Raw genomic sequence first — 19,875 nt, 5'->3', positions numbered from 1 at the left:
AGGAATACAAAGCAATGAATACTTTTATGGCAAAAAAAGAGACTGTAAAAAGAAACTGGTATATAGTAGACGCCAGCGATATGATCTTGGGAAGAATGTTAACCACCATTTCCAGGGTTCTTCAAGGTAAGCACAAACCTGAGTACACACCCCATGTTGATGTAGGGGATTTCGTTATTATTACCAATGCGAGTAAGGTAAAGCTTACTGGGAAAAAGATGCAGGAGAAGGTTCACTATTATGTCACTGGCTTTCAAAGTGGTCTGAGAAAACGCATGGTTGGGAAAACCTTGGAAACTGCGCCTGAAAAGATACTCAACCGATCAGTAAGAAGAATGTTGCCCAGATCGAGGCTGGGAAAGGATATGTTGAGAAAACTAAAGATTTATGCAGGTGCAGAGCATCCGCATCAAGCACAACAACCCAAAGAGTTGGTTATTCGGAATTAATGTAAGGAGGAGAAAGTGGCAGAAAAACAATATATATGGGGTACAGGTAGGCGTAAATCATCTATTGCAAGGGTAAGAATAAAAAAGGGATTGGGGAAAATCATGGTCAATAATAAGGACCTGGATACTTACTTCCCTGTGGACCGAGAGAGAGGTATGGTACAGGTTCCTTTGAAAACCACAAAAACCTTGGGGGAATTTGACGTATTGGTTACTGTACAAGGAGGAGGTTTAACCGGACAGGCAGGTGCAATATCCCTCGGCATTGCACGTGCGCTTTCCAAATCGAACCCTGCCTTTATTGATAATTTGCGTGAGGGTGGTTTCTTAACAAGAGACAGCAGAATGAAAGAGCGGAAAAAATATGGCAAAAAGGGAGCAAGAAAGAGCTTCCAGTGGACAAAACGATAATGTTTGTTTTCTGTATTAGTTTATTTTTTTGAAGAATCTCAATAAAGCTAATGTTGACAACCTTTATACGGATAAGGCGTCTTACCCGTTTCAAACACACCCATAAATGCCCTGCGGTAGGCCAACCATCCTCGGTCGACATCATAATGACAAGTGGGGACGCTTGCCCTACCGCCAGACCGGAAAAGGAGACTTTTGCACTTCCCTCTATTGGTTTATTCTTCAAAACCCTACCTTTTGATGACGCTCTAACAGATGCACCATTTCATGCACAATTATATATTTATTCAATACATTCTTTCGGCTTTTTGGCCAGTTCAAGATTTAACCAGATTCTTTTTGCCTCTCTATTGCATATGCCCCATTTCGTTTTCATCTTTTTTATGGCATACTCAACCTCTTCCAGTCTCATCTTTTTCTTCCAATAGGCGATATATTCCGGAACGATTTCCCTCAGCTTTTGGCGATACCATTCATCCAAAACAACCCCCCTTTTTTCTCTGCTTGTATCAGGTCTTACATACAATGCAATAGCACTGCGCTTTAATATAACTTTTGGAGTAGCATTATGCTCAATAACTTTCATCAAGTACGCTTGCCCAGATAGTAATGACTTTCCCGTGTTAAATGTTCTCTTGGGGTTTCCCGTTCCTGACTGAGCAGTTTTTGCTGCTGCTTTTTTATCCAACTCAATTTTGATATGGCAAAAACCCTAATAGTTTCCAGGTCCATCGCCAATGGTGGGTTTACCTTTAAGGGCAACCATGTCTTTAAAGCTGGCGCCTTTGGGCACAGTAATAGGCGCATAGGGAACTCAGGCATATTTGTCAGAGATGTATTTGATGAACCCAGCACATAGTCTTTGTATGAGAGGCATCCATACCTCCGCGGAGTTCATCACAACTCACCCAGAGGGAACTGTACAGTTCAGATTTTTTATGGCCATTCTTTTATTCTCTTATCATAAGAACCTTATTGGTGAAAATTAAAAATACTAAAAAAAACGCGTGTATTTCTGAAGACACACAATGTGCTTAACTGAAGTATCTTTACGTGTTCGATTATCAATTTATCATGATTACGGTGAATATGCTATACAATAGGTTTGTAATAGAGACGGGAAAATCCCTTTTCAAGGGTTGCTGGCTGGTTATAATAGCAGTTTGCAGGAAGAAATCAATACAAAATCATTTACATGAAAATACATCTAAACTAATGAAGTTTTCTAAAAGTCCATAAGAAATGGCAGAAAATGGCGAAATAATCCCTATGTCAAATAGAGAATTACATGTTGCATCTATGCCGTTTATTTCCAAGCTGTATATTCGGCATTTACTTTGCTACTGTAAAATACGTGTTTTATTTATATCGCTAAACTTTTAGGAGGTGACAACATGAATACGTATGAATACAATGAAGACACCTTAGAAATGCTTTATGATACTGTTGATGCCTTAACTAGTATGATGGAAGGAGATAAGGATTATACATCTAAAGATATTTTGCATAAACTTGAAGAAATAGCTCGATATGAATAATACTAACTGTGCAATCTTCAGTTTAAGAGAAATTTGCAATATGCTTTTGCAGTTGAACATTTTAACATAGTCCTATAAATATTTTCCGTGTGACGCAGAATTTAGGTATCATAATTTTTGGATGCTCAAACAAGCATAAAACACTATCGTATAGCGGGTTCTATGATTTTTCCCCTCATTTTTACCCACTCGATGATAGGGAGAAGACCCAGATTAACAAAATTGTAACAACTACAAATAAAAATAGCCTGATATGCCGTTTCCGACATATCAGGCTGCCTTTCTGACTTCCTCATTACGTATACCCCTTTCTGTTTTTCCATCGGGTTAAGGAAGCATTATATTAACAGTAACATTTCAAAGACTACGACGCACTTTATATACTTTTGATATTTGTTGGACGGGTCTTATTTCAATGTTACTGATAATTTCAAAGAACTTTAGGAGGGGAACTAAGAGCGGTTGAATAGATACATCAATACAACCTTTAAATTCATTTTTTATATCTTGAGGAACGTTTAACCTCACTAACTCTCTCTTAACCCGCATTTCTCACAGAGGGTAATTTGTAATATCAAAAGGTTTCAAAATACATAATGAGTTTGGTATCCAAGACTGATTTTTCTGCTTTTATGCATCAACATTGAATATCCTCATCGTTTTATTGATAAAAACCCGGGAGATGCTATCAAAAGGCGTATTTTGGGCGTAGCGCTCCCGTCCGGCTTAGCAATCATACTTACAATGGTAAATCTTTTCTGAACTTCAACAGAGCATTGGATACGCTTTACGAATGTTTTGAAAAGCGCGCTGAAAGACTTCTTTATAGGGATAAGCACTGGACAGGCAAACTGCGATTCTCCTTACACTCACCTTTACCTGCGCGCCAATCTTGAGCAGTTTTGTTCGGATCGTGCTGCACTGTGCTTGTGAGAATTCTGTTGAACAAAGCCCTATCCGTCTTAATTCGTTGAGTAACACATAAGCCACTGACGAGAACCACAGCCTCAGTTGATTGGCACGCATCGTCTCTGTACTTGTCCGGTCGGCAAACAAATGTAACTGCTGTTCCTTGATCCTGTTTTCCATCTCCCCACGTGCACAATACTCTTGCTCGTAAAGACTCCTGGCATCTTTCTCCTCCGATTTTAGTGATGTTACTACAAACCGGGGATTTGGCCCCTTCTCTAAATATTCCACCTTGCCCACTACCCGACGACCCTTGGACCAACTCTTCACCGTTTTATAGAAAAAATCTTTATACACCCTGGATGCTCTTCCTGTCTGCTCATATTGTTTTCTTGCCTCTTCCATTTCGCCTTGTATCTCTTCTTGTAGTCGAGAATTCCTTGCAAGCCCAAAGAGATAGTCCACATGGTTGCTTCACACCAACTCATGATTTCTTCCCTCGCAGACCCCGAATCACCCCGCACTACAATTTTCACCTCAGGCCATTCGTGGAAAAAACGACCTTCCTGGCTCCCGTGTATCGGATCATCCGTCGCATCTAAATCCAAAACAATCTTGCTTCGCCTATCCTGCCCTGTCGGGTCTTTCTTCTTGCACAAAACCGCCAACAATGGGTCTATCCTCAATTGATCATGATCATTCAAGTCCTCATATCCTAACGCTATCCCATATATCCTCTGTGATAATAATTCTTCTACTGTATGCTCTATTGCGTCCTGATCCCGATAATTGGTAAAACACTTTGAAAACTCTTTCATGAAACCTCTTGCCTGTTCTAATCCTCTCAGTAACAGGCCTCCGGCGTCGGTTGTTATTTGCCCTCTATTAAATTGCGATATTACCTTCCTTCCGCTTAACCCTTGATACTCTATTGCATCTTTACACCCTGTTTTCACCTTCAACCCTCCTCTTGCTATGTATAATCTGTTCTTTACAAACATCTTATACCATAAATATCGAGGGTTGTCTAACATATCGGTGAGAAATCCGGGTTAACAGGGTACGAACCAAGTACGATTTGCAAAACTGCATAATTCTGTAACTTTGCGAGAATAAAAAAGTTATGGAAATAGTGAATATTTATGCTAAAATATGAAAGACTTTTTTTCCTGATCTGTTGTGTTTCGATTTTCTTCGATTCTATAAGTATTTTCAAGTCATTCAAGGAAACTAATGAATAATTCTGATACCATCATTGTTACAGGAGGCGCCGGTTACATCGGTTCTCACACCGTTATTGAACTTCTTGAACAAACGGATTACCGGGTAATTTCCCTTGATAATTATTCCAACTCCACCGAAGACACCTACAGAAGGATAAATGAAATAACAGGCAAGGGAAACCGCCTGGCGTGGTTCAAAGTTAACCTCTGCAACAAAGCGGATCTGATGCACATCCTCAAACAAACAAATACAGTAAAGGGCATTATTCACTTTGCTGCATTTAAGTCTGTACCTGAAAGCGTGGCCGATTCATTGTTGTACTACCATAATAACATGGAAAGCCTTGTAAACATCCTTTACCTGTGCAGGGAGAAAAAAATCAGGAATTTCATTTTTTCTTCCTCCTGTTCTGTGTACGGCAACATTAATACCCTGCCGGTTACAGAAAAAGTTGAACTGCACGAAGCTGAATCGCCATACGCTCATACCAAACAGATGGGGGAGGAAATGGTGAAATCATTCACGAAATACACTCCGGAATTCAAATCTGTTTTACTCCGCTATTTTAATCCTGCCGGCGCTCATCCGAGCGCAAAAATCGGTGAACTGCCGCTAGGGCCTCCTACAAGCCTGGTGCCTGTGATTACCCGAACCGCTGCAGGACTTATCCCGAAAATGTATGTCCACGGCGGTGATTATGAAACCAGAGACGGCTCCTGCATCAGGGATTACATACACGTCAGCGATATTGCAGATGCACACATTAAAGCGCTTGAATTTGTGCTGAAGGGTAAAAATCCGGAGGCTTGCAGTATATTCAACCTTGGCACCGGAAACGGCATTACGGTCTTTGAAGCAATCAAATCCTTTGAAAAAGTATCGGGGAAAAAGCTGAATTACGAGGTTGGACCGAGAAGAAGCGGGGATGTTATGGCAATTTATGCCAATAACGATCTCGCGAGGAAGGAACTAGGCTGGCAACCCAAGTACGGATTAGACGACATGATGCTTTCGGCCTGGAAATGGCAGCAGAATATCTTAACAATTACAGCGAAATAATTTACCGGTTGATGATACTGACAAACTATTGGGATATAGACGTATCCTAATCCCAACCCCGAGGCATCCCATCCAAACAATGGTTCGAGCATAGCTGGGGTTGTTTAGCTATTGTCTGCCATTCCTTGTTGGGTCTTACCAAGCCTCATTAGTCTAGATGTATTTTCGTGTTTCCTTCTGATAAATATAATGAATTAAAAAAGCTGTAACACTTTAGTTCTTTGAAAAATTAACAAGCGATTTTATAGGCCAACCCAGAAGGCGTTTTTACCGTAAGAGCGTTAAAACGCAAAAAAACGCTGACGTCAGTTTGCCATTTGTGGTATAAAGGGCTTCAGAGAAAAGGAATCTGATTATGAAGCCTATCCTATTCCACTACCGTTCACGAGAACTGCATGCAGACGATATAGCCTTTATCAAGGCTCTCACTGAGCGTCATTTTCTCAGAGGGCGAAGTTATATTTCCCGAGAACTCTGCAAGAGTTGGGACTGGATGCAGCCCAATGGCAAGTTGAAAGAATACGCAGCACGAGACCTCCTTCTGAGATTGGAAGAGCAGGGATTGGTTTCGCTTCCGCCACGAATACGGCCGAAAAACAATCTCAAACCCAAGGTCTTTGATCAGATGCCCCTTTTCGTCAAAAGAACACTGGAAGGTGCCATCACCGAGTATGAAACCCCGACGGTCCAGGTGGTAAGAGACCATCAAGAGAGGTACCTCTGGGGTTATCTCCTTCATCACTACCACTACCTCGGATGTCCCCGGCTTGTTGGCGAACACATCAGGCACATCGTACATATCGGCAACCAGGTCGTTGCCTGTCTTGGATGGGCAAGTGCCGCATGGAAGGTCAAAGACCGTGATCGTTTCATCGGATGGGATGAGTCTACCAAACGGACACACTTGCATTTGATTGCAAGTAACGTGCGATTTCTCATTCCACCCTGGGTTATGATCAAACACCTTGCATCCAAGGTATTATCCCTCGCCCTGAGGCGTTTGTCACATGACTGGAAATCCGTCTATGGCCATCCCGTGTATTTGGCTGAAACCTTTGTTGATACCGCACGGTTTCAAGGCACCTGCTACCAGGCAGCCAATTGGATTCGTGTTGGGAAAACCCAAGGGAATGCAAAACGGGGCAATCGCTATCAGTATCATGGACAGCCTAAGGAACTCTACCTCTATCCTCTTGAGAGAAACTTCCGGAGGTTTCTTGCTCATGACCAGGGATGAAGCCATAGCTATTTTGGAGATGGACAGAGAGGATGCGATTCAAGCTATCCTGATACTGGCCGAGAAAGCAGAGAAATATGACCGACTCTGCGATCAACCGAGACCAACTACCCCTCCCGGCATGACACCGCCGTATCTCAAACCCACAAGCAAAAGGAAAAAACGGCCTTGTGGCAGGAAACACGGACATAAGGGGATTTCCCGGAAACGGCCGGAAACAGTAACAGCCTATCAGACACATACCCTCAAGAGTTGTCCTGATTGCCACCAGCCACTGCAAAATCCGGTAAGAACGTATAAGCGATACATCGAAGATATCCCACAGATTGATCCGGTCGTGACTGAACATACGGTTCATGGTTCCTGGTGTTCTTGTTGTAGAAAGATTGTCCAGCCTACGGTCACAGACGCGTTGCCAAATGCCCGACTCGGATTGCGCCTCGTTGTCTTTACCGCCTGGCTTCATTACTTAGTCGGCATAAGTATAAACAATATCGTAAAGATGGTTTCCGTATTTTTCAACTTTCACATAAGCGCCGGTGGTTTAACCCAGGCTTGGAAGTCCCTTGCAACACTCCTGGAATCACGGTATAACGATATTGGACAAAAAGTCTCCGCAAGTGCCGTTTTACACGCAGATGAAACAGGGTGGCGGTTGAACGGGAAAACCCATTGGTTGTGGTGTTTTACCACCAAAACCCTCTGCTACTACCTCATAACACGCAATCGGGGATCGCCTGTCATAAAAAAGTTCTTAGGCAGACTATTCAAGGGCATCCTGATTTGTGACTTCTGGGGCGCTTATAACAAGATAAACGCACTGGCAAAGCAGCGGTGTTTCTATCATCTGTTCACGGAACTGGTAAAAGTCGACACATACAATCGGTCAATTCCATGGAAAGCTTTCCGGAAAAAACTCTCTCGTGTGCTCAAAGACGCATTGCGGTTATCGGAGGAAAAGAACCATTTGAGTCCAGAATGCTTTCTTCGGTTGAAAAAGAGATTACATTATCGGCTTGAACAGTTTTTGATAACACCCTATCAGGATAAAGACGCACAAAGACTGATCAAACGTCTGAATCGCCATAAAGAGGAACTCTTTACGTTCCTGGAACATGAGGGCGTGAGTCCCTATAATAACCATGCTGAGCAACAGATGCGAAAGCCGGTATTGACTCGAAAGATCTCACAACAAAATCGTTCTGCTCAAGGTGCGAATACCCAGGCTATCCTTATGACATTGCTTCGCTCTGCGGAATTACAAGGTGCTAATCCCGTTGAAAACCTTCTGGCAATTGCCAAAAACGCCCTGACGGTAAAAACGCCTTCTGGGTTGGCCTATAAAATCGCTTGTTAATTTTTCAAAGAACTAAAGTGTTACATTTAGATAAATGTAGTTCAATGGGTATAGAAGTGGCGTTAAAAGATTTTGCCGAGACCTGGAGCGCTTGCAAAGATTGCTGATGAGGACAAGATGTCCATAGTAAACTTGGCATGCAAAAAGCCGTTGGAACTTGGGTATTCATACGAATTATGGACATATAGTTTATTATTGAATCATATTCATCATGAGGCAGCCAAGAGAAAGCGAGACCAATTGGTTACTCTTTCGAGGTCAAAATTATGGGCGATACTTACGGAGGCGGAGATAAGACTTCAAAAGGTTCACGGCGATACATGCCTAAAAATAACCGTTTTTGAGTGCGAATTACGAAAGTCTGGTTAGGCTTGACAGGTTCAGTTGATGGTTATAAAATAAAGCTCAGTCTGGATGGAGATGAAGTCTGGACAAAGCATTGTTCCCCACGTAGAACAATGCCCTCCGCTTTTTATCGTTATATCCATTTCACTAGCTCTTTCTCGCTTCCTCAGTTATTTAAAATTTATAAATTGCATGGCAAAATCATAATTTTGATCTTTAATCGTCTTTATTATTGTCTGTAAATCATCTATTTTTTGTCCCGATACCCGAACCTTATCTTCCTGAATCTGCGCTTGTATTTTGAGTTTTAAGCCTTTTATAAATTTGACGAGTTCCTTTGCCTTTTCCATTGGGATGCCCGATTGAAAGGTAAGAACCTGTCGGACGGTACCCCCTAATGCCTTCTCAGCCTTGCTAAAATTAAGCGCTTTCAGGGGGATTCCTCTTTTTTCGAACTTCTCTTTTAAAATATCTGTCAGGCACCCCATCTTGTAATCGTCATCAGCAATTAATGTTATTGAGTTATCGATATTTAACGTAATAGACGATTTGCTCCCCTTGAAGTCATATCGTACCGCTATCTGTTTCCTGGCCTGATCAACTGCATTATTAACCTCGTGCATTTCTACCTTACATACGATGTCAAATGAATGCATTTCTGCCATATTGGTATCTCCTTAAAATCCATGTCCAAAACGGGATATAAAATTCTGTTTTTCAAGTGTTTTTTACCATTTTGAAACTGAGCCTTTATGCCGTCATTAATAGCCTAATTTTCTTACTTCTTCCTCAGTAAAACCAACAAAATGCGCTACTTCGTGTCGTAACACTTCTTTGATTCTTTGCTTAATCTCTTCATCAGAACGGCAGATTTTTTCAATATTTTTTTGAAATAGGGTAATCCTTTCAGGCATAGTACCGGATTGCCAAACACTTTTCTTGCTGAGCGGCACACCCTGAAATAAACCAAGCAATATTGTATTCGACATTAACCTCAATTTTTCTAAAATATACCTGTCTGGTTTATCCTCTACAACAATAGATACATTTGATAGCCGGTCCTTCAATTTCTGCGGCAATTCATCAATAGCATCAACCACAAACCGGTCGAAAACTATTGCATGCTGTGCGCCTTGATATTCTGGCGCTATTTCACCCGATAAATACTCACCGATTTCACTAATCTTATATCTACTCATAAATATTTTACTGATGAAAAAGACTATTCCGCCTACCATGGCAAACGTGACCCAAAAGTTCCAACCATGTGCCAGCATAACGCCCCCTATCGCTCCCAAAAGGGCAACAATCGTGAAAAATCCCAATAGCACACAAGACTCTTTTGTATCCCTGGAGATGATTTTATCAGCAATGAGAGGAACCAATTCCATACCGCAGCCAAAACATTTCATACCTTTATCCTGATGGTATTCATCGAATTGATATGTCTTGCCACAGTGAAGGCATTTTAATAACTCCAATTTTTTTTCCATACACTTTGCAGAGATAATCAGAAATTATATCCCACGCTACCAATTACCGCCCTATCCTCCTTTTCTTTACCCTCACCTGGTGTATTGTCGTACTGGTCAAGTAATTCCAGGTTCAGTGATAAAGACTTTGTAAGATTATGCTTTATTCCCATGCCTGAATCCAATCGCCAATCAGCAGCTTCTTCTGCGCTCTGTACATATTCAGTTTTTGCATAAAACGCAGTCGTAGGAAGGATTTTCCAATCAAAATATTGTCCTATCCTTATACCCAATGTTTCCTCTATAATCCCCCCCCGAAATCTTTCGCGGGCATATGCTGGTCCGCCTTCTACCTTATATTTTAAGGCATCCTTAAGAACAAACCGGTAACCCATACCTGGCGATGAAATGAAGCGGTAATTTAAATTCTCGATTTCATCATGCTCAAAGTACTGATTGAAAAAGGAATATAACCTGAGGGTGTGCTTATATTCGTATTTCGCAGTAGCCCGTTGTTCATTAACAGTTTCTTCATCTACATCTGTAGCCTTGTTAGTCACTACTTCATAAAGGGCGAGCGCATCAAAATAGATATTATCCCGTTTTCGTTCATTCGTGTACCCTCCCTTTACATGTGTCGAAGTTGATTCTGTATTTCCGTCTTTAATATTAATACCAGCGCCAACACTCCCTTTCCACGTCTTCGGTGGTGTGGAAGGACTCTGCGCAGACGCAACTTTTGTATCGAAAGTGCCAGGAGAAGAGCCTGACTGTTCTGATTTCCCTGTTTTTTTCGTATCTGGAACATTGGGACGAGCATCGTCTGTTTGTACGGATTGTTTCACTCCTCGTTCAAAGAAAGGATGACGCTCCATCATTTCTTTAGGATAAATATCCGATATCTTATCTGTTGCCGTAAGATTTATGTCTTTAGCAGATAAACTATTCGCAGTTTTCAGAATAGAAAATTTTTTCTGAGTTTCGTCACGGTTTACAATAATGACCTCCTTATCTCTCGAAATAAGGCTGATAATGCGCCATTGAAGAAAACTAATGCTGTCTCCACTGTGTCTTATAGAAAGATATTCCTCATCGACATCCACTACTTCTCCCTCGATAATATCGCCGTCGATCGTTTTTATCTCATCAGAAATTGCCCTATCCATAAGACATACATATGCTAATAAAAGAAAGAAAAATCTTAACTTATGCATCTGTCTGTTCATTACCCTGATGATCATCTTGTTTCACGTGTTCCTGTATATCCTGAAGATGAAAAGGTGCTACTGAACGTATATGAATATCCCTTTGAGGGAAGGCAAATTTGATATGATTCTTTTTAAATACTTCATCGATAGCAAAATTGAGTTCACTCATAATAAACCAACGTTTCCCCGGATCATCTGCCCAGAAATATAATTCAAATTTCAGCGCACAATCACCAAATTCGGAGAACCGCACAAAGGGTTCCGGATATGTCCTTACATTGGGATTCAGTCTGGCAACTTCCAGCAAACACTTCTTTACCAATGCTGTATCAGAACCATATGCTACGCCCACTTTTACGGAACCCCTCATACGCGCTGATGGATGTGTCCAGTTGTTTATCCTGCTTTCAATAAACTTTGAATTGGGTACCGTTATGGTAATCTCATCCGGTGTGTTAATTGTCGTGCTCCTTGCACTGATCTTTTCGATTGTGCCTAATGTGCCGTCCTCCAGGGTAATAATATCTCCGACACGCATGGGGCGCTCAAAGAGAAGGATAATGCCGCTTACAAAATTGCTGATGATATTCTGCATTCCAAATCCGATGCCGATACCAAAAGCGCCTGCAAAAAAAGCCAGACTTCTTAACGGAATTCCGGCTATATTAAGGCCAATAAGCGCCGAGATGCCTATGACGACATATCGTATCAGGGTAGAGAGTGTTTGCTTCAGCCCGCGTTCTAGACGAAGTTTATAAAATATCTTTTCCTCCAGCAGTTTTTTTATATGCCGTGCGGCAAAAAAGGATATAAACAGCACGACTAATGCTATGATAATCTTTATCGGTGTTGTATATCTCCCTTCTTCCAGGAAGAAACGATACCGTAGTCCGCTGCCAATCGCCCCTAAAATTATCCCTATCTGCCCAAAGGTTTTTTGTACCAGATAAGGAGCAGCCGGAGAACCTACCGCATCACGAAATGTCCTGATCAATACGCGGATAATAATTATTGCCGCAATAATTGAAATGAGATAGTTCAGCGAAATATGATAGATTACCGTAACAGCATGAAATCTTTTTTCCTCAGGGCTGCCTTTTTTGAGATTTTCTCTCTTAAGACGCTTTTCTCTTATGTGAACCAAACGATGATACAAATATTTCCATACCCAGAAAGAGATAAACACGATGATAAAACTCTTTATACATGTCCTTAATAACACATAGGAAAGTACCGGGTATCCCAGGGTCCTTATCGCAAATAACAATACAACAAAGGTAATGAAAATTGGATAGATTACCGTTATTATGCGATGAATAAGTTTACCAAATTGAGTTTCGGCGCTCGGCAATAATTTGAATATCAGTGTTTTCTGAGTTGCAAGCCACAGCAAAAGGATTAAAATCCCCATCCGGTATACAAACCAGAGTAATTCGACTACATCACTCCTGTACCCAAATGTAGTGAGAACGACGATTAGTGATAAAGAAACAAAGGAAAACAATACAATAATATTCAATGATTTGTAAAGATGTGTGCGAGAAATATATGCCAAAGGGGTAACTAACTTTCTATCCCCTTTTTCCGGGCTAAAAGACTCAAAAAGAAGGTGTCTTAGGATTCTATATACCGCAAAAAAGGTTAATACGTATATTGTCCCTGTTATTACGGGAGCTTTTATACCCAGAATACCAGGTATAGATGCGGAAAGGATAGCCAGCCATATGGCATTTATACTCTTCTGAAGCACGAGTAAAAGGCTGGGAAATAGCCTTGATTTATAGTAGGATAAGCCTGCCGCTTCATACAATGCCTGTATTTTGAACATGCTCCACCGGCGAATGTATTTTTTTGAAAAATACCACACGGCAATGATCCCTATTAATCCACAGAATCTTATCCAAAAAGCAACTGTATGTCTTTTATTGGAGGTATACGATAGAAAATTCTTTATCTGGGCCGGAATTATATGATAGAGCGAATCAAGCCGGTCATAGCAATCCACGAAGTCCTTAAACACCGATTGAATTGTCTGGAAAGAAATCGTGCTTTCTACTCTCATCCAAACGTTGGCTGCTTTCAGAGTAATCAATTTTTCTTTGGTCTCTTCCAGCAGTAATAGTGCATTTTTTTTGATTTTCAATCGTTCCTGTAATCTGTCCAGTCTCGTAGATATAAGTCCAGACTGTTCTTCTATCATTTTCATGATATGGTTTGCATGTTCTATTGCCTGACGCGCCAATTCTTTGTCCGTGAAAGAGGCCGCTTCATTTTCGATTTTTGCTATTTCTTCTTTGGACTTGACAATATTTTCAGAAATGAGTTTTTTCTCTTCCTTTACCAGGGGGAGAAGGCTTTCCACTGCTGTAATTGCCTCAGAGAACCGCTTCATTTCCGTCTCTATCTTTATTAGTGATTCGTCGATCTCTTTTGTTGTTCCTCCCTTGCTCAATAAAAGGCCGATATCCGCCTCTAACTTTTTATATTCGGTAAAGTCTTTGTATATCTGCGCACCCTCTGTAATAAGCTCGTCTTTTCTTTTGGCAATAAGCCCAACTTGTTTGTGAACCTCAGCCTCCAACTCCAACAATCGTTTCTTTTCCGGTGAGGTCGTCGTCATTTGCTCCATGACAATTTCCTCACTCTTCCTTGCTGCCTCCTGCAAGGCCTTTTCAACTTCAGCCTTAGTCCTTTCTGCAATCTTTCGGCTTTCCTCTTCGGCTCTTTTTGCCGCCTCCAATTCTGCCTGTTTTCTTATTAATTCTTCTTCCCTCAGCCTCTCTTCCAAGCGTGTTGCCTTTTCGGCTAAAAACGCGGCATTGAATTCTGCATTCTTCAATTCCTGCTGCGCTTTATCATAACGAATCCTGGACGTTCCCAACCGGGTCTCAAATATGGCAATCCACTGGGCGCCGATGGCCTTTTTCCATAATAAAATACTATCAATTTTTTCCTGCATCGTATGAGCAAGTTCCGTGTTTCCAATCTCCGTTTTTAAAGATTCCAGATACTTTGCAAGATCCCTTTCATCTTCAGATACCTTAGCTTTTATCTCTTCCAATCTGTTCATAAAAAAGGATATCACCGATTCCTTCTCTCTGATGCTGGCTTGCACTGCCGTAATGTAACTTTTTGCAATGTCTGCCTCTTTTTTCACTATGGGGACTTGTTCATGGGAAGTTAAAAGTGTTTCTTCCAACCTTAATATCGATTTTAATAATACAACTATTTCGTCATAAGCTTTTGACTGATCATGGAGCACTTCAATCCGGTCCTTATATGTCTCTATCTGCTCATTGTCGATATCTGTTTTTTCCTTAACTATGGCAATTTCCTTATCCAGTAATTCTAAAAACTTTTGACTGACTTCCTTAGCCAGGTAATCCGCTTTTTCCTGCCGGAGTCTCTCAAGGTAAGCATCCATCGCTTTTCTGTCTCTTACTAAATTAGATATAGAGGAATTTATTTCATCCATGGACTTTGTAACGTTCGTTTTCACCTCTTCATCTTTTATTTTAGCCCTTTTAACGTCGTCTGTTGTTACTGTTACACCCATTTCCGAGAGATTTATTTCAATATCCTTTTTTCCCATAGTTTGTGCCTGAATATCGATACCGAAGCCTAACCAAAAGAGACAAATACCCAGATACAACGCTAAACCGTTTTTGGAGAAAGGGATGAGAGTGAGAATAGTTCTTTTTTTTACCGTCATATACTTCAAAGACATAATTGATTCTCCCGGCACTTTATATTCATTTTCATTTCTGCATATTGGTTATAAACACCTGACAAATTAAACGCCTATTCCACGTTTGTAAACGTCCCACAGATCCGCATGAATTTTTTGAGGCACAAATTTGAAATTTTTATATGACCACACAGTTATTGTGGACTGAATGAGTCCCATAAAGACGATTGCAGACGTCTTTGGATTAATGTCTTTTTTTATCAATCCTGATTTTAGAGCGCCTGCAAGCAGCTTTTCTATTCTCCGAAGATACTTCTCTATTAGCTGCGAAATCTTTCTTCGTATGAAGGGATCACTAAACTGCATGGCTCCCATGATAACAACGAAGGATGTTTTGCGTCGGGTTTTCGCAAGAATAAGTTGGGCAAGCAGGATATTTTTTAGATTTTGTACCGGATCTTTTTCCACCATTGCTTTATCCAGCGCTTCCATGAGGGTTTCCTCAACATTATCTATTAACAGACTTAATATATCCCTTTTGCTCTTAAAATGCCGATAAATAGCCCCTTTGGTAGTTCCTATTTCTCCGGCTATTTCACTTATGGTAACGTGTTCTATTCCTCTGGAAGAAATAATCGTTCGAATAATATCAACAATTTGCTGTCTCCTAATCTCGGTAGATTTTCTGATTTGCACGGTACCTCCTTGAGTGTATGAGTTATGATCAAGCTACAGAATTTATGAACTTTATTAATGTATGCAAAAAATACAAAGTATTATAAACAAAAAAAATGCAATATTGAAAATAAAACTTAAAAATAAAAAAGGCCAGCAGTACAACGCTGGCCTTTTATGCACTGAGACTTTTCTAACGCTAATGCCATGGATGAAAGGGGCGCTAGGAAGCCTTTTGTGCGCTAAGATTTTGCTAACTATTTCCTGATTATTGTCTTATTCAGGAATTCATTTCTGATGTATTACTTCATCTTCACCTTAATATCTTTGATCTCTTCAGGAGCCCCGCCTGCTCGTGGTAACCCGGCACTTCCAGAACCGCCCTTTACAGCCTCCAAAGTCCTTGCCCCTTTTTCGTCCATAACCGTTGCAAACCAGTAGAGGAATGTAACGAAGAAACTGCCACCCACGATATTACCCAGGGTAACAGGAACAAGGTTATGGCCAAACATCTTACCCCATGAAATTTCAGGGCCATGGGGCAGTAAATTCGCAATTGTCAAAAACGTCATATTCGCCACGCTGTGTTCCATTCCTGTAGTAACAAAACAGAACAAAACCCACCAGCACATCATTATCTTGGCGCTGTCGTTGGTAACCCTAAAGCAGCTCCATATTCCCAAACATACAAGCCAGTTGCAAAAGATGCCTCTGAAAAACAATTCCCACCATGGCGCATTCATCTTATAGGTAGCCGCCTTGTTCAGGAAGGCATGCCATGGATCAGGGGCGAATACACCAGACATATAAATTAAAAGCGCAAAAATCATGGATCCACCCAAATTACCTAAGTATGTCCAAAACCAGCCTGACATTGCATCGCCAAATGATACTGTGCCCCGAAAAGTACCTTTTAATATCAGTAAGTTATATCCGGTAAACAACTCAGCCCCGCCAATAACTACCAATATCAAAGCGATAGGAAATACTGCGCCTCCAACGATTTTCCCTATTCCAGGGTTTAGCGCTGCAACAGGAGCAGCCGAAATAACCATGAGAAGGACACCAAATCCAATATAAAAACCCGCCACTACAGAAAGCGTCAGGAAGCCTATTAGACTGTGCTTCATTGCAGTAGCTTTCTTTAAAGATATCGCTGCAATTGCATCTACGTTTCCGGTATATAACATTAATTGTTCTCCTCTCAAATGTTGTATACATCGTTTTAAAATAACGCTAATTCTTTACCCCCTCTTCTTGATCTCAATACAATCACTCATTGCAATGGAATAGTTTATTTAGCACACCTCCTTTCTTTTCAGCAGATAAAGAAATTCTTTACAAAAGTTTTTTCAGCATTTTTGCGTAAAATCTTTCATCCGTATTACAGGGAATGAATTCATTGATGAGGCAGGCTCCATCCTTCCGGTGTCTTTGCTTGTTCTCCGAGACGTTTCCGGAGCGCCACATTCTCTTTTTCAGTTGTTTCTAAGTTTTTCATAAGTTCCTGAATTGACAAATCCTTACTACTGAGCGTCTTTCTTGCTAATGACAATGAATCCTCCAGACCCCAGATCTCTTTTTGTAATAGGGCCTTTTCCGCCTCCAGTTTTGTCTTTGTATCTTCAATTTTGTTATTTACCTCTTTTAACTGTTCACCTTGTTCCTTAAAGGAAGCCGCAATCCTTTCGGCCTCTTCTTTTTGTCTCGTTATATCATTAACCATCCTGTTTAACTCTTCCACGGAACCAAAGGACTTCATTACTCTTTGCGCTAGCTGCTCCTGAAACGTCTTTTCCCTGACATACCCTGCTTCCTTCATGGTGTAATACTTATTGAGCATTTTTGCCGCAAAGCCAACATTCACAAATATCAATATTGCAATAAGTGTCTTTGCATTAACGGACAAACCATGTACCGCCTGATTTCTCATAATTTTGCACTCCTCGTTCAGGGTATTTGCATGAAATAATTGCTTTTATCTTTCTGTTATATCTCTAAATACACCTGTAATTCTGATTGGATTACCGCTTTCATCCCATTCAAAAGTGGATGTCCTCTCAGAAATAAAACGCTCTCCATTTTTCCTCTTACAATACGAAGTAAATTCCCTCCAGACCCCTTCCTTTTCCAACTTCACAATTAATTCTTTTCGATCATTGGGATTCACATACACATCCTTTACCCGTGTTCCAATCACTTCTTCGGGTGAGTTGTAACCAAGTATCTCTGCTCCTGCCTGATTAATCCAGGTAAATACTCCATCTTCAGTTGGCTCACATTGATATATTCCCTCTCTTAATGAATTCAGCAATTCCCTGTAATGTCTCTCGGATTCCTGCAACTCCGCTTCTAACCTCTTCCGCTCAGTAATGTCCCTGAATATCCCATCTATGCGCGCCGGTTTCCCCTTATCGTCTGAAACCAGGTTTGATGTGCGTTCCATATAAAAACGCTCACCATTTTTCCTCTTGCATAAGGTGGTAAAATTCCTCCAGACACCTTCAAGCGTTAACTTCTCAACTATTTTTCTCCGGTCATCAGGATTCACATACATATCCTTTACCTTCGTCCCAATCACTTCCTTTGGAGACTTATAACCAAGAATTTCTACCCCTGCCTGGTTGATCCAGGTAAATACCCCGTCCTCTGTTGGTTCAGACTGATATACCCCTTCTTTGAGCGAATCGAATAACACACGGTATCTCTTCTCGGACTCAACAACTTCCATCTCCGCTTTCTTTCTCACTGAGATATCCCTGAATACCCCATGGATAGCAATTGGATTCCCTCTTTCATCTCTGAGCAAATTGCTTGTGCGTTCTGCATAAAAACTCTCACCGTTCTTCCTTTTACAAAGGGATACAAATTCCCTCCATATCCCATCCTTCTCAAGCTTCTCGCAAAGCCGTCTTCTGTCTTCCGGGTCTCCATAAATGTTTTTTACCCTCGTTCCAATTATTTCTTCCGGAGAACTATACCCCAGGATTTCTGCACCTGCATTGTTTATAAAAGTAAACACACCCTCTACCCCCGGCTCAGACTGATACACCCCTTCCTTTAGAGAGTTAAACAATTCCCTATACCGCTTTTCGGATGCTGCTATTTCTTTTGTCTTCTCATCTAAAGACTTTGCCATAGCATTAAAGGAGTTTGCCAACATACCAATTTCATCTTCTCTCCTGATATCTACCCTTTGGGTTAAATCTCCTGAAGCCATTTTCTCAGTTGCTTCAGTAAGTCTGATAATCGGTATCGAAGTCTTTCTCCCGATAAAATATGCTGCCAATGCAAAGGGGAACGCAAGGATTAATAACACAAAACTTACAATAGAATTCAGATTATAAGCGGCTCCATAGCCTTCATCCCTGTCGATTTCTGATAGTACACCCAAATTATATTCGGGCAGCCAGCGCCATGCGCCTAACACCGTTACGCCGCTGTAATCTTTGTAGCCCTTTGCATCAAAACCATTGATGCCCGAAACACAGATCTGAACACCTTTCGTTAATTCACCAGTTTCCCGATCAATGAGTTTCAGTTCTAAAGCGCATCTCTTTTTCACGAGTCCCATTTCTTTGAGGTGGGCAGCAAACCGTGATTCCGTGACCATATATCCGTCTTTATTTACCAGATAAGTCTCGCCTGTCTTCCCTAAATTGAGGCTGAGCATCAGTTCATTCAGGTTATTTACATCTACTCTGACAGAGACAACGCCGATTATACCTCCATCCGTATCTTTCAACGGTGTTGAAACAAACATGGTAGGCATGCCGAGTTCTTTCTGGCCAAATTCGTTTGTCAGCGGAATTTCAGATGGCATAATACCCGATACAAAAGTATTTCCTTGTATCCCTTCGCGAAAATAATCTGTTTTTGAAATGTCATTTCCTATTTCTTCTGCTCTTGTGGAAACAGTGACCGATCCCTTATCGTTGCTGATATATACACCCTTATAACCACACTCATTTCTTACAGTCTCTATGTATTGAACAATATCTGGATACTCTTTATCCTCTTTTGTAATTTTTACGCACCTGATCATCAATGGATTATTTGCAATTATCCGTGCGTTCTTCATCCTTTCATTGATCCAATTCGTTACTAATTGCGCTTGCTTGTGGCCAATACCATCGAGATTTCGTATGAGCACCTCCTGAACATCGGATTGTATCCGTGGATAGGCTATAATTCTGAGCAAAACAAACGGTAACAGGGTAAATAGTATCAGGAAAAGAATAAGTCGATTTTTAATCGATATGTACATTCGTTTTTCTCCGTAAATTGAACCAAAGGTTGTAAT

Annotated in this window: 15 protein-coding genes and 3 pseudogenes; 7 read left to right on the top strand and 11 right to left on the bottom strand. The window is 41.0% G+C overall.

The genetic code is table 11. The annotated features are described in order from the left end of the window. Positions 1–14: 14 nt before the first annotated feature. Together rplM and rpsI are read left to right on the top strand one after the other, a co-directional pair. Positions 15–449 carry a 50S ribosomal protein L13 gene (gene rplM, locus BROSI_RS18190; protein ID WP_052565413.1) on the top strand — a complete coding sequence of 145 codons (435 nt, stop codon included), beginning with the start codon at positions 15–17 and terminating at the stop codon, positions 447–449. A gap of 15 nt (positions 450–464) precedes the next feature. Continuing rightward, on the top strand, positions 465–860 hold the full coding sequence (gene rpsI, locus BROSI_RS18185) for a 30S ribosomal protein S9 (RefSeq protein ID WP_052565411.1): 396 nt from the start codon (positions 465–467) through the stop codon (positions 858–860). Between the two features lie 283 nt (positions 861–1,143). Here the strand turns inward: rpsI and BROSI_RS18180 are convergent. Together BROSI_RS18180 and BROSI_RS21530 are read right to left on the bottom strand one after the other, a co-directional pair. After that, positions 1,144–1,592, bottom strand: a pseudogene (locus BROSI_RS18180) (YgjP-like metallopeptidase domain-containing protein). Next, positions 1,591–1,786, bottom strand: a pseudogene (locus BROSI_RS21530) (type I restriction-modification system subunit M N-terminal domain-containing protein); the annotation flags it as partial. The pseudogenes BROSI_RS21530 and BROSI_RS18180, both read right to left, overlap by 2 nt. Positions 1,787–2,254: 468 nt before the next feature. Here BROSI_RS21530 and BROSI_RS20115 point away from each other — a divergent pair. After that, entirely contained in the window at positions 2,255–2,398 is a 144-nt protein-coding gene (locus tag BROSI_RS20115; protein WP_157842624.1) for a hypothetical protein, read from the top strand. Positions 2,399–3,163: 765 nt separating this feature from the next. On the opposite strand, the pseudogene BROSI_RS19385 reads toward BROSI_RS20115, so the two are convergent. Beyond that, positions 3,164–4,263: pseudogene (locus BROSI_RS19385) on the bottom strand (IS1380 family transposase). Positions 4,264–4,540: 277 nt separating this feature from the next. Between BROSI_RS19385 and galE the strand changes: the two are divergent. The 4 genes from galE (at position 4,541) to BROSI_RS18150 (ending at position 8,553) form a co-directional block, all read left to right on the top strand. Continuing rightward, positions 4,541–5,590, top strand: coding sequence for a UDP-glucose 4-epimerase GalE (gene galE / locus BROSI_RS18165; protein ID WP_052565404.1), 1,050 nt, complete (start codon positions 4,541–4,543; stop codon positions 5,588–5,590). Between the two features lie 355 nt (positions 5,591–5,945). After that, positions 5,946–6,827 (top strand): Druantia anti-phage system protein DruA, encoded by an 882-nt coding sequence (locus BROSI_RS18160; RefSeq protein WP_052565402.1) that lies wholly within the window; start codon positions 5,946–5,948, stop codon positions 6,825–6,827. Further along, positions 6,814–8,184 carry an IS66 family transposase gene (gene tnpC / locus BROSI_RS18155; protein ID WP_052565400.1) on the top strand — a complete coding sequence of 457 codons (1,371 nt, stop codon included), beginning with the start codon at positions 6,814–6,816 and terminating at the stop codon, positions 8,182–8,184. Before BROSI_RS18160 ends, tnpC begins: the two co-directional genes overlap by 14 nt. Before the next feature lie 72 nt (positions 8,185–8,256). Continuing rightward, positions 8,257–8,553 (top strand): hypothetical protein, encoded by a 297-nt coding sequence (locus BROSI_RS18150; RefSeq protein ID WP_052565398.1) that lies wholly within the window; start codon positions 8,257–8,259, stop codon positions 8,551–8,553. A gap of 146 nt (positions 8,554–8,699) precedes the next feature. Here the strand turns inward: BROSI_RS18150 and BROSI_RS18145 are convergent, their stop codons facing one another. The 8 genes from BROSI_RS18145 to BROSI_RS18105 form a co-directional block, all read right to left on the bottom strand. Continuing rightward, complete coding sequence (locus BROSI_RS18145) at positions 8,700–9,185, bottom strand: YajQ family cyclic di-GMP-binding protein (protein WP_082059415.1); 486 nt, start codon at positions 9,183–9,185, stop codon at positions 8,700–8,702. Between the two features lie 105 nt (positions 9,186–9,290). Beyond that, positions 9,291–10,022 (bottom strand): metallopeptidase family protein, encoded by a 732-nt coding sequence (locus tag BROSI_RS18140; protein WP_052565394.1) that lies wholly within the window; start codon positions 10,020–10,022, stop codon positions 9,291–9,293. 17 nt (positions 10,023–10,039) lie between these two features. After that, positions 10,040–11,167 carry a DUF481 domain-containing protein gene (locus tag BROSI_RS18135; RefSeq protein WP_157842623.1) on the bottom strand — a complete coding sequence of 376 codons (1,128 nt, stop codon included), beginning with the start codon at positions 11,165–11,167 and terminating at the stop codon, positions 10,040–10,042. Positions 11,168–11,207: 40 nt separating this feature from the next. Continuing rightward, positions 11,208–14,936: a mechanosensitive ion channel domain-containing protein gene (locus BROSI_RS18130; RefSeq protein ID WP_052565390.1), complete on the bottom strand. Its 3,729-nt coding sequence runs from the start codon at positions 14,934–14,936 to the stop codon at positions 11,208–11,210. Between the two features lie 66 nt (positions 14,937–15,002). Continuing rightward, positions 15,003–15,593 carry a TetR/AcrR family transcriptional regulator gene (locus BROSI_RS18125; protein ID WP_052565387.1) on the bottom strand — a complete coding sequence of 197 codons (591 nt, stop codon included), beginning with the start codon at positions 15,591–15,593 and terminating at the stop codon, positions 15,003–15,005. 281 nt (positions 15,594–15,874) lie between these two features. Beyond that, on the bottom strand, positions 15,875–16,762 hold the full coding sequence (locus BROSI_RS18115; RefSeq protein ID WP_052565384.1) for a formate/nitrite transporter family protein: 888 nt from the start codon (positions 16,760–16,762) through the stop codon (positions 15,875–15,877). A gap of 209 nt (positions 16,763–16,971) precedes the next feature. After that, on the bottom strand, positions 16,972–17,505 hold the full coding sequence (locus BROSI_RS18110; protein ID WP_052565382.1) for a coiled-coil domain-containing protein: 534 nt from the start codon (positions 17,503–17,505) through the stop codon (positions 16,972–16,974). A gap of 45 nt (positions 17,506–17,550) precedes the next feature. Continuing rightward, positions 17,551–19,839 carry a PAS domain S-box protein gene (locus BROSI_RS18105; RefSeq protein ID WP_052565381.1) on the bottom strand — a complete coding sequence of 763 codons (2,289 nt, stop codon included), beginning with the start codon at positions 19,837–19,839 and terminating at the stop codon, positions 17,551–17,553. Positions 19,840–19,875: the final 36 nt, after the last annotated feature.

It is taken from the genome of Candidatus Brocadia sinica JPN1 (assembly GCF_000949635.1).
GTDB classification, from domain to species: domain Bacteria; phylum Planctomycetota; class Brocadiia; order Brocadiales; family Brocadiaceae; genus Brocadia; species Brocadia sinica.
This window is presented reverse-complemented; position numbering and strand designations above follow the sequence as displayed.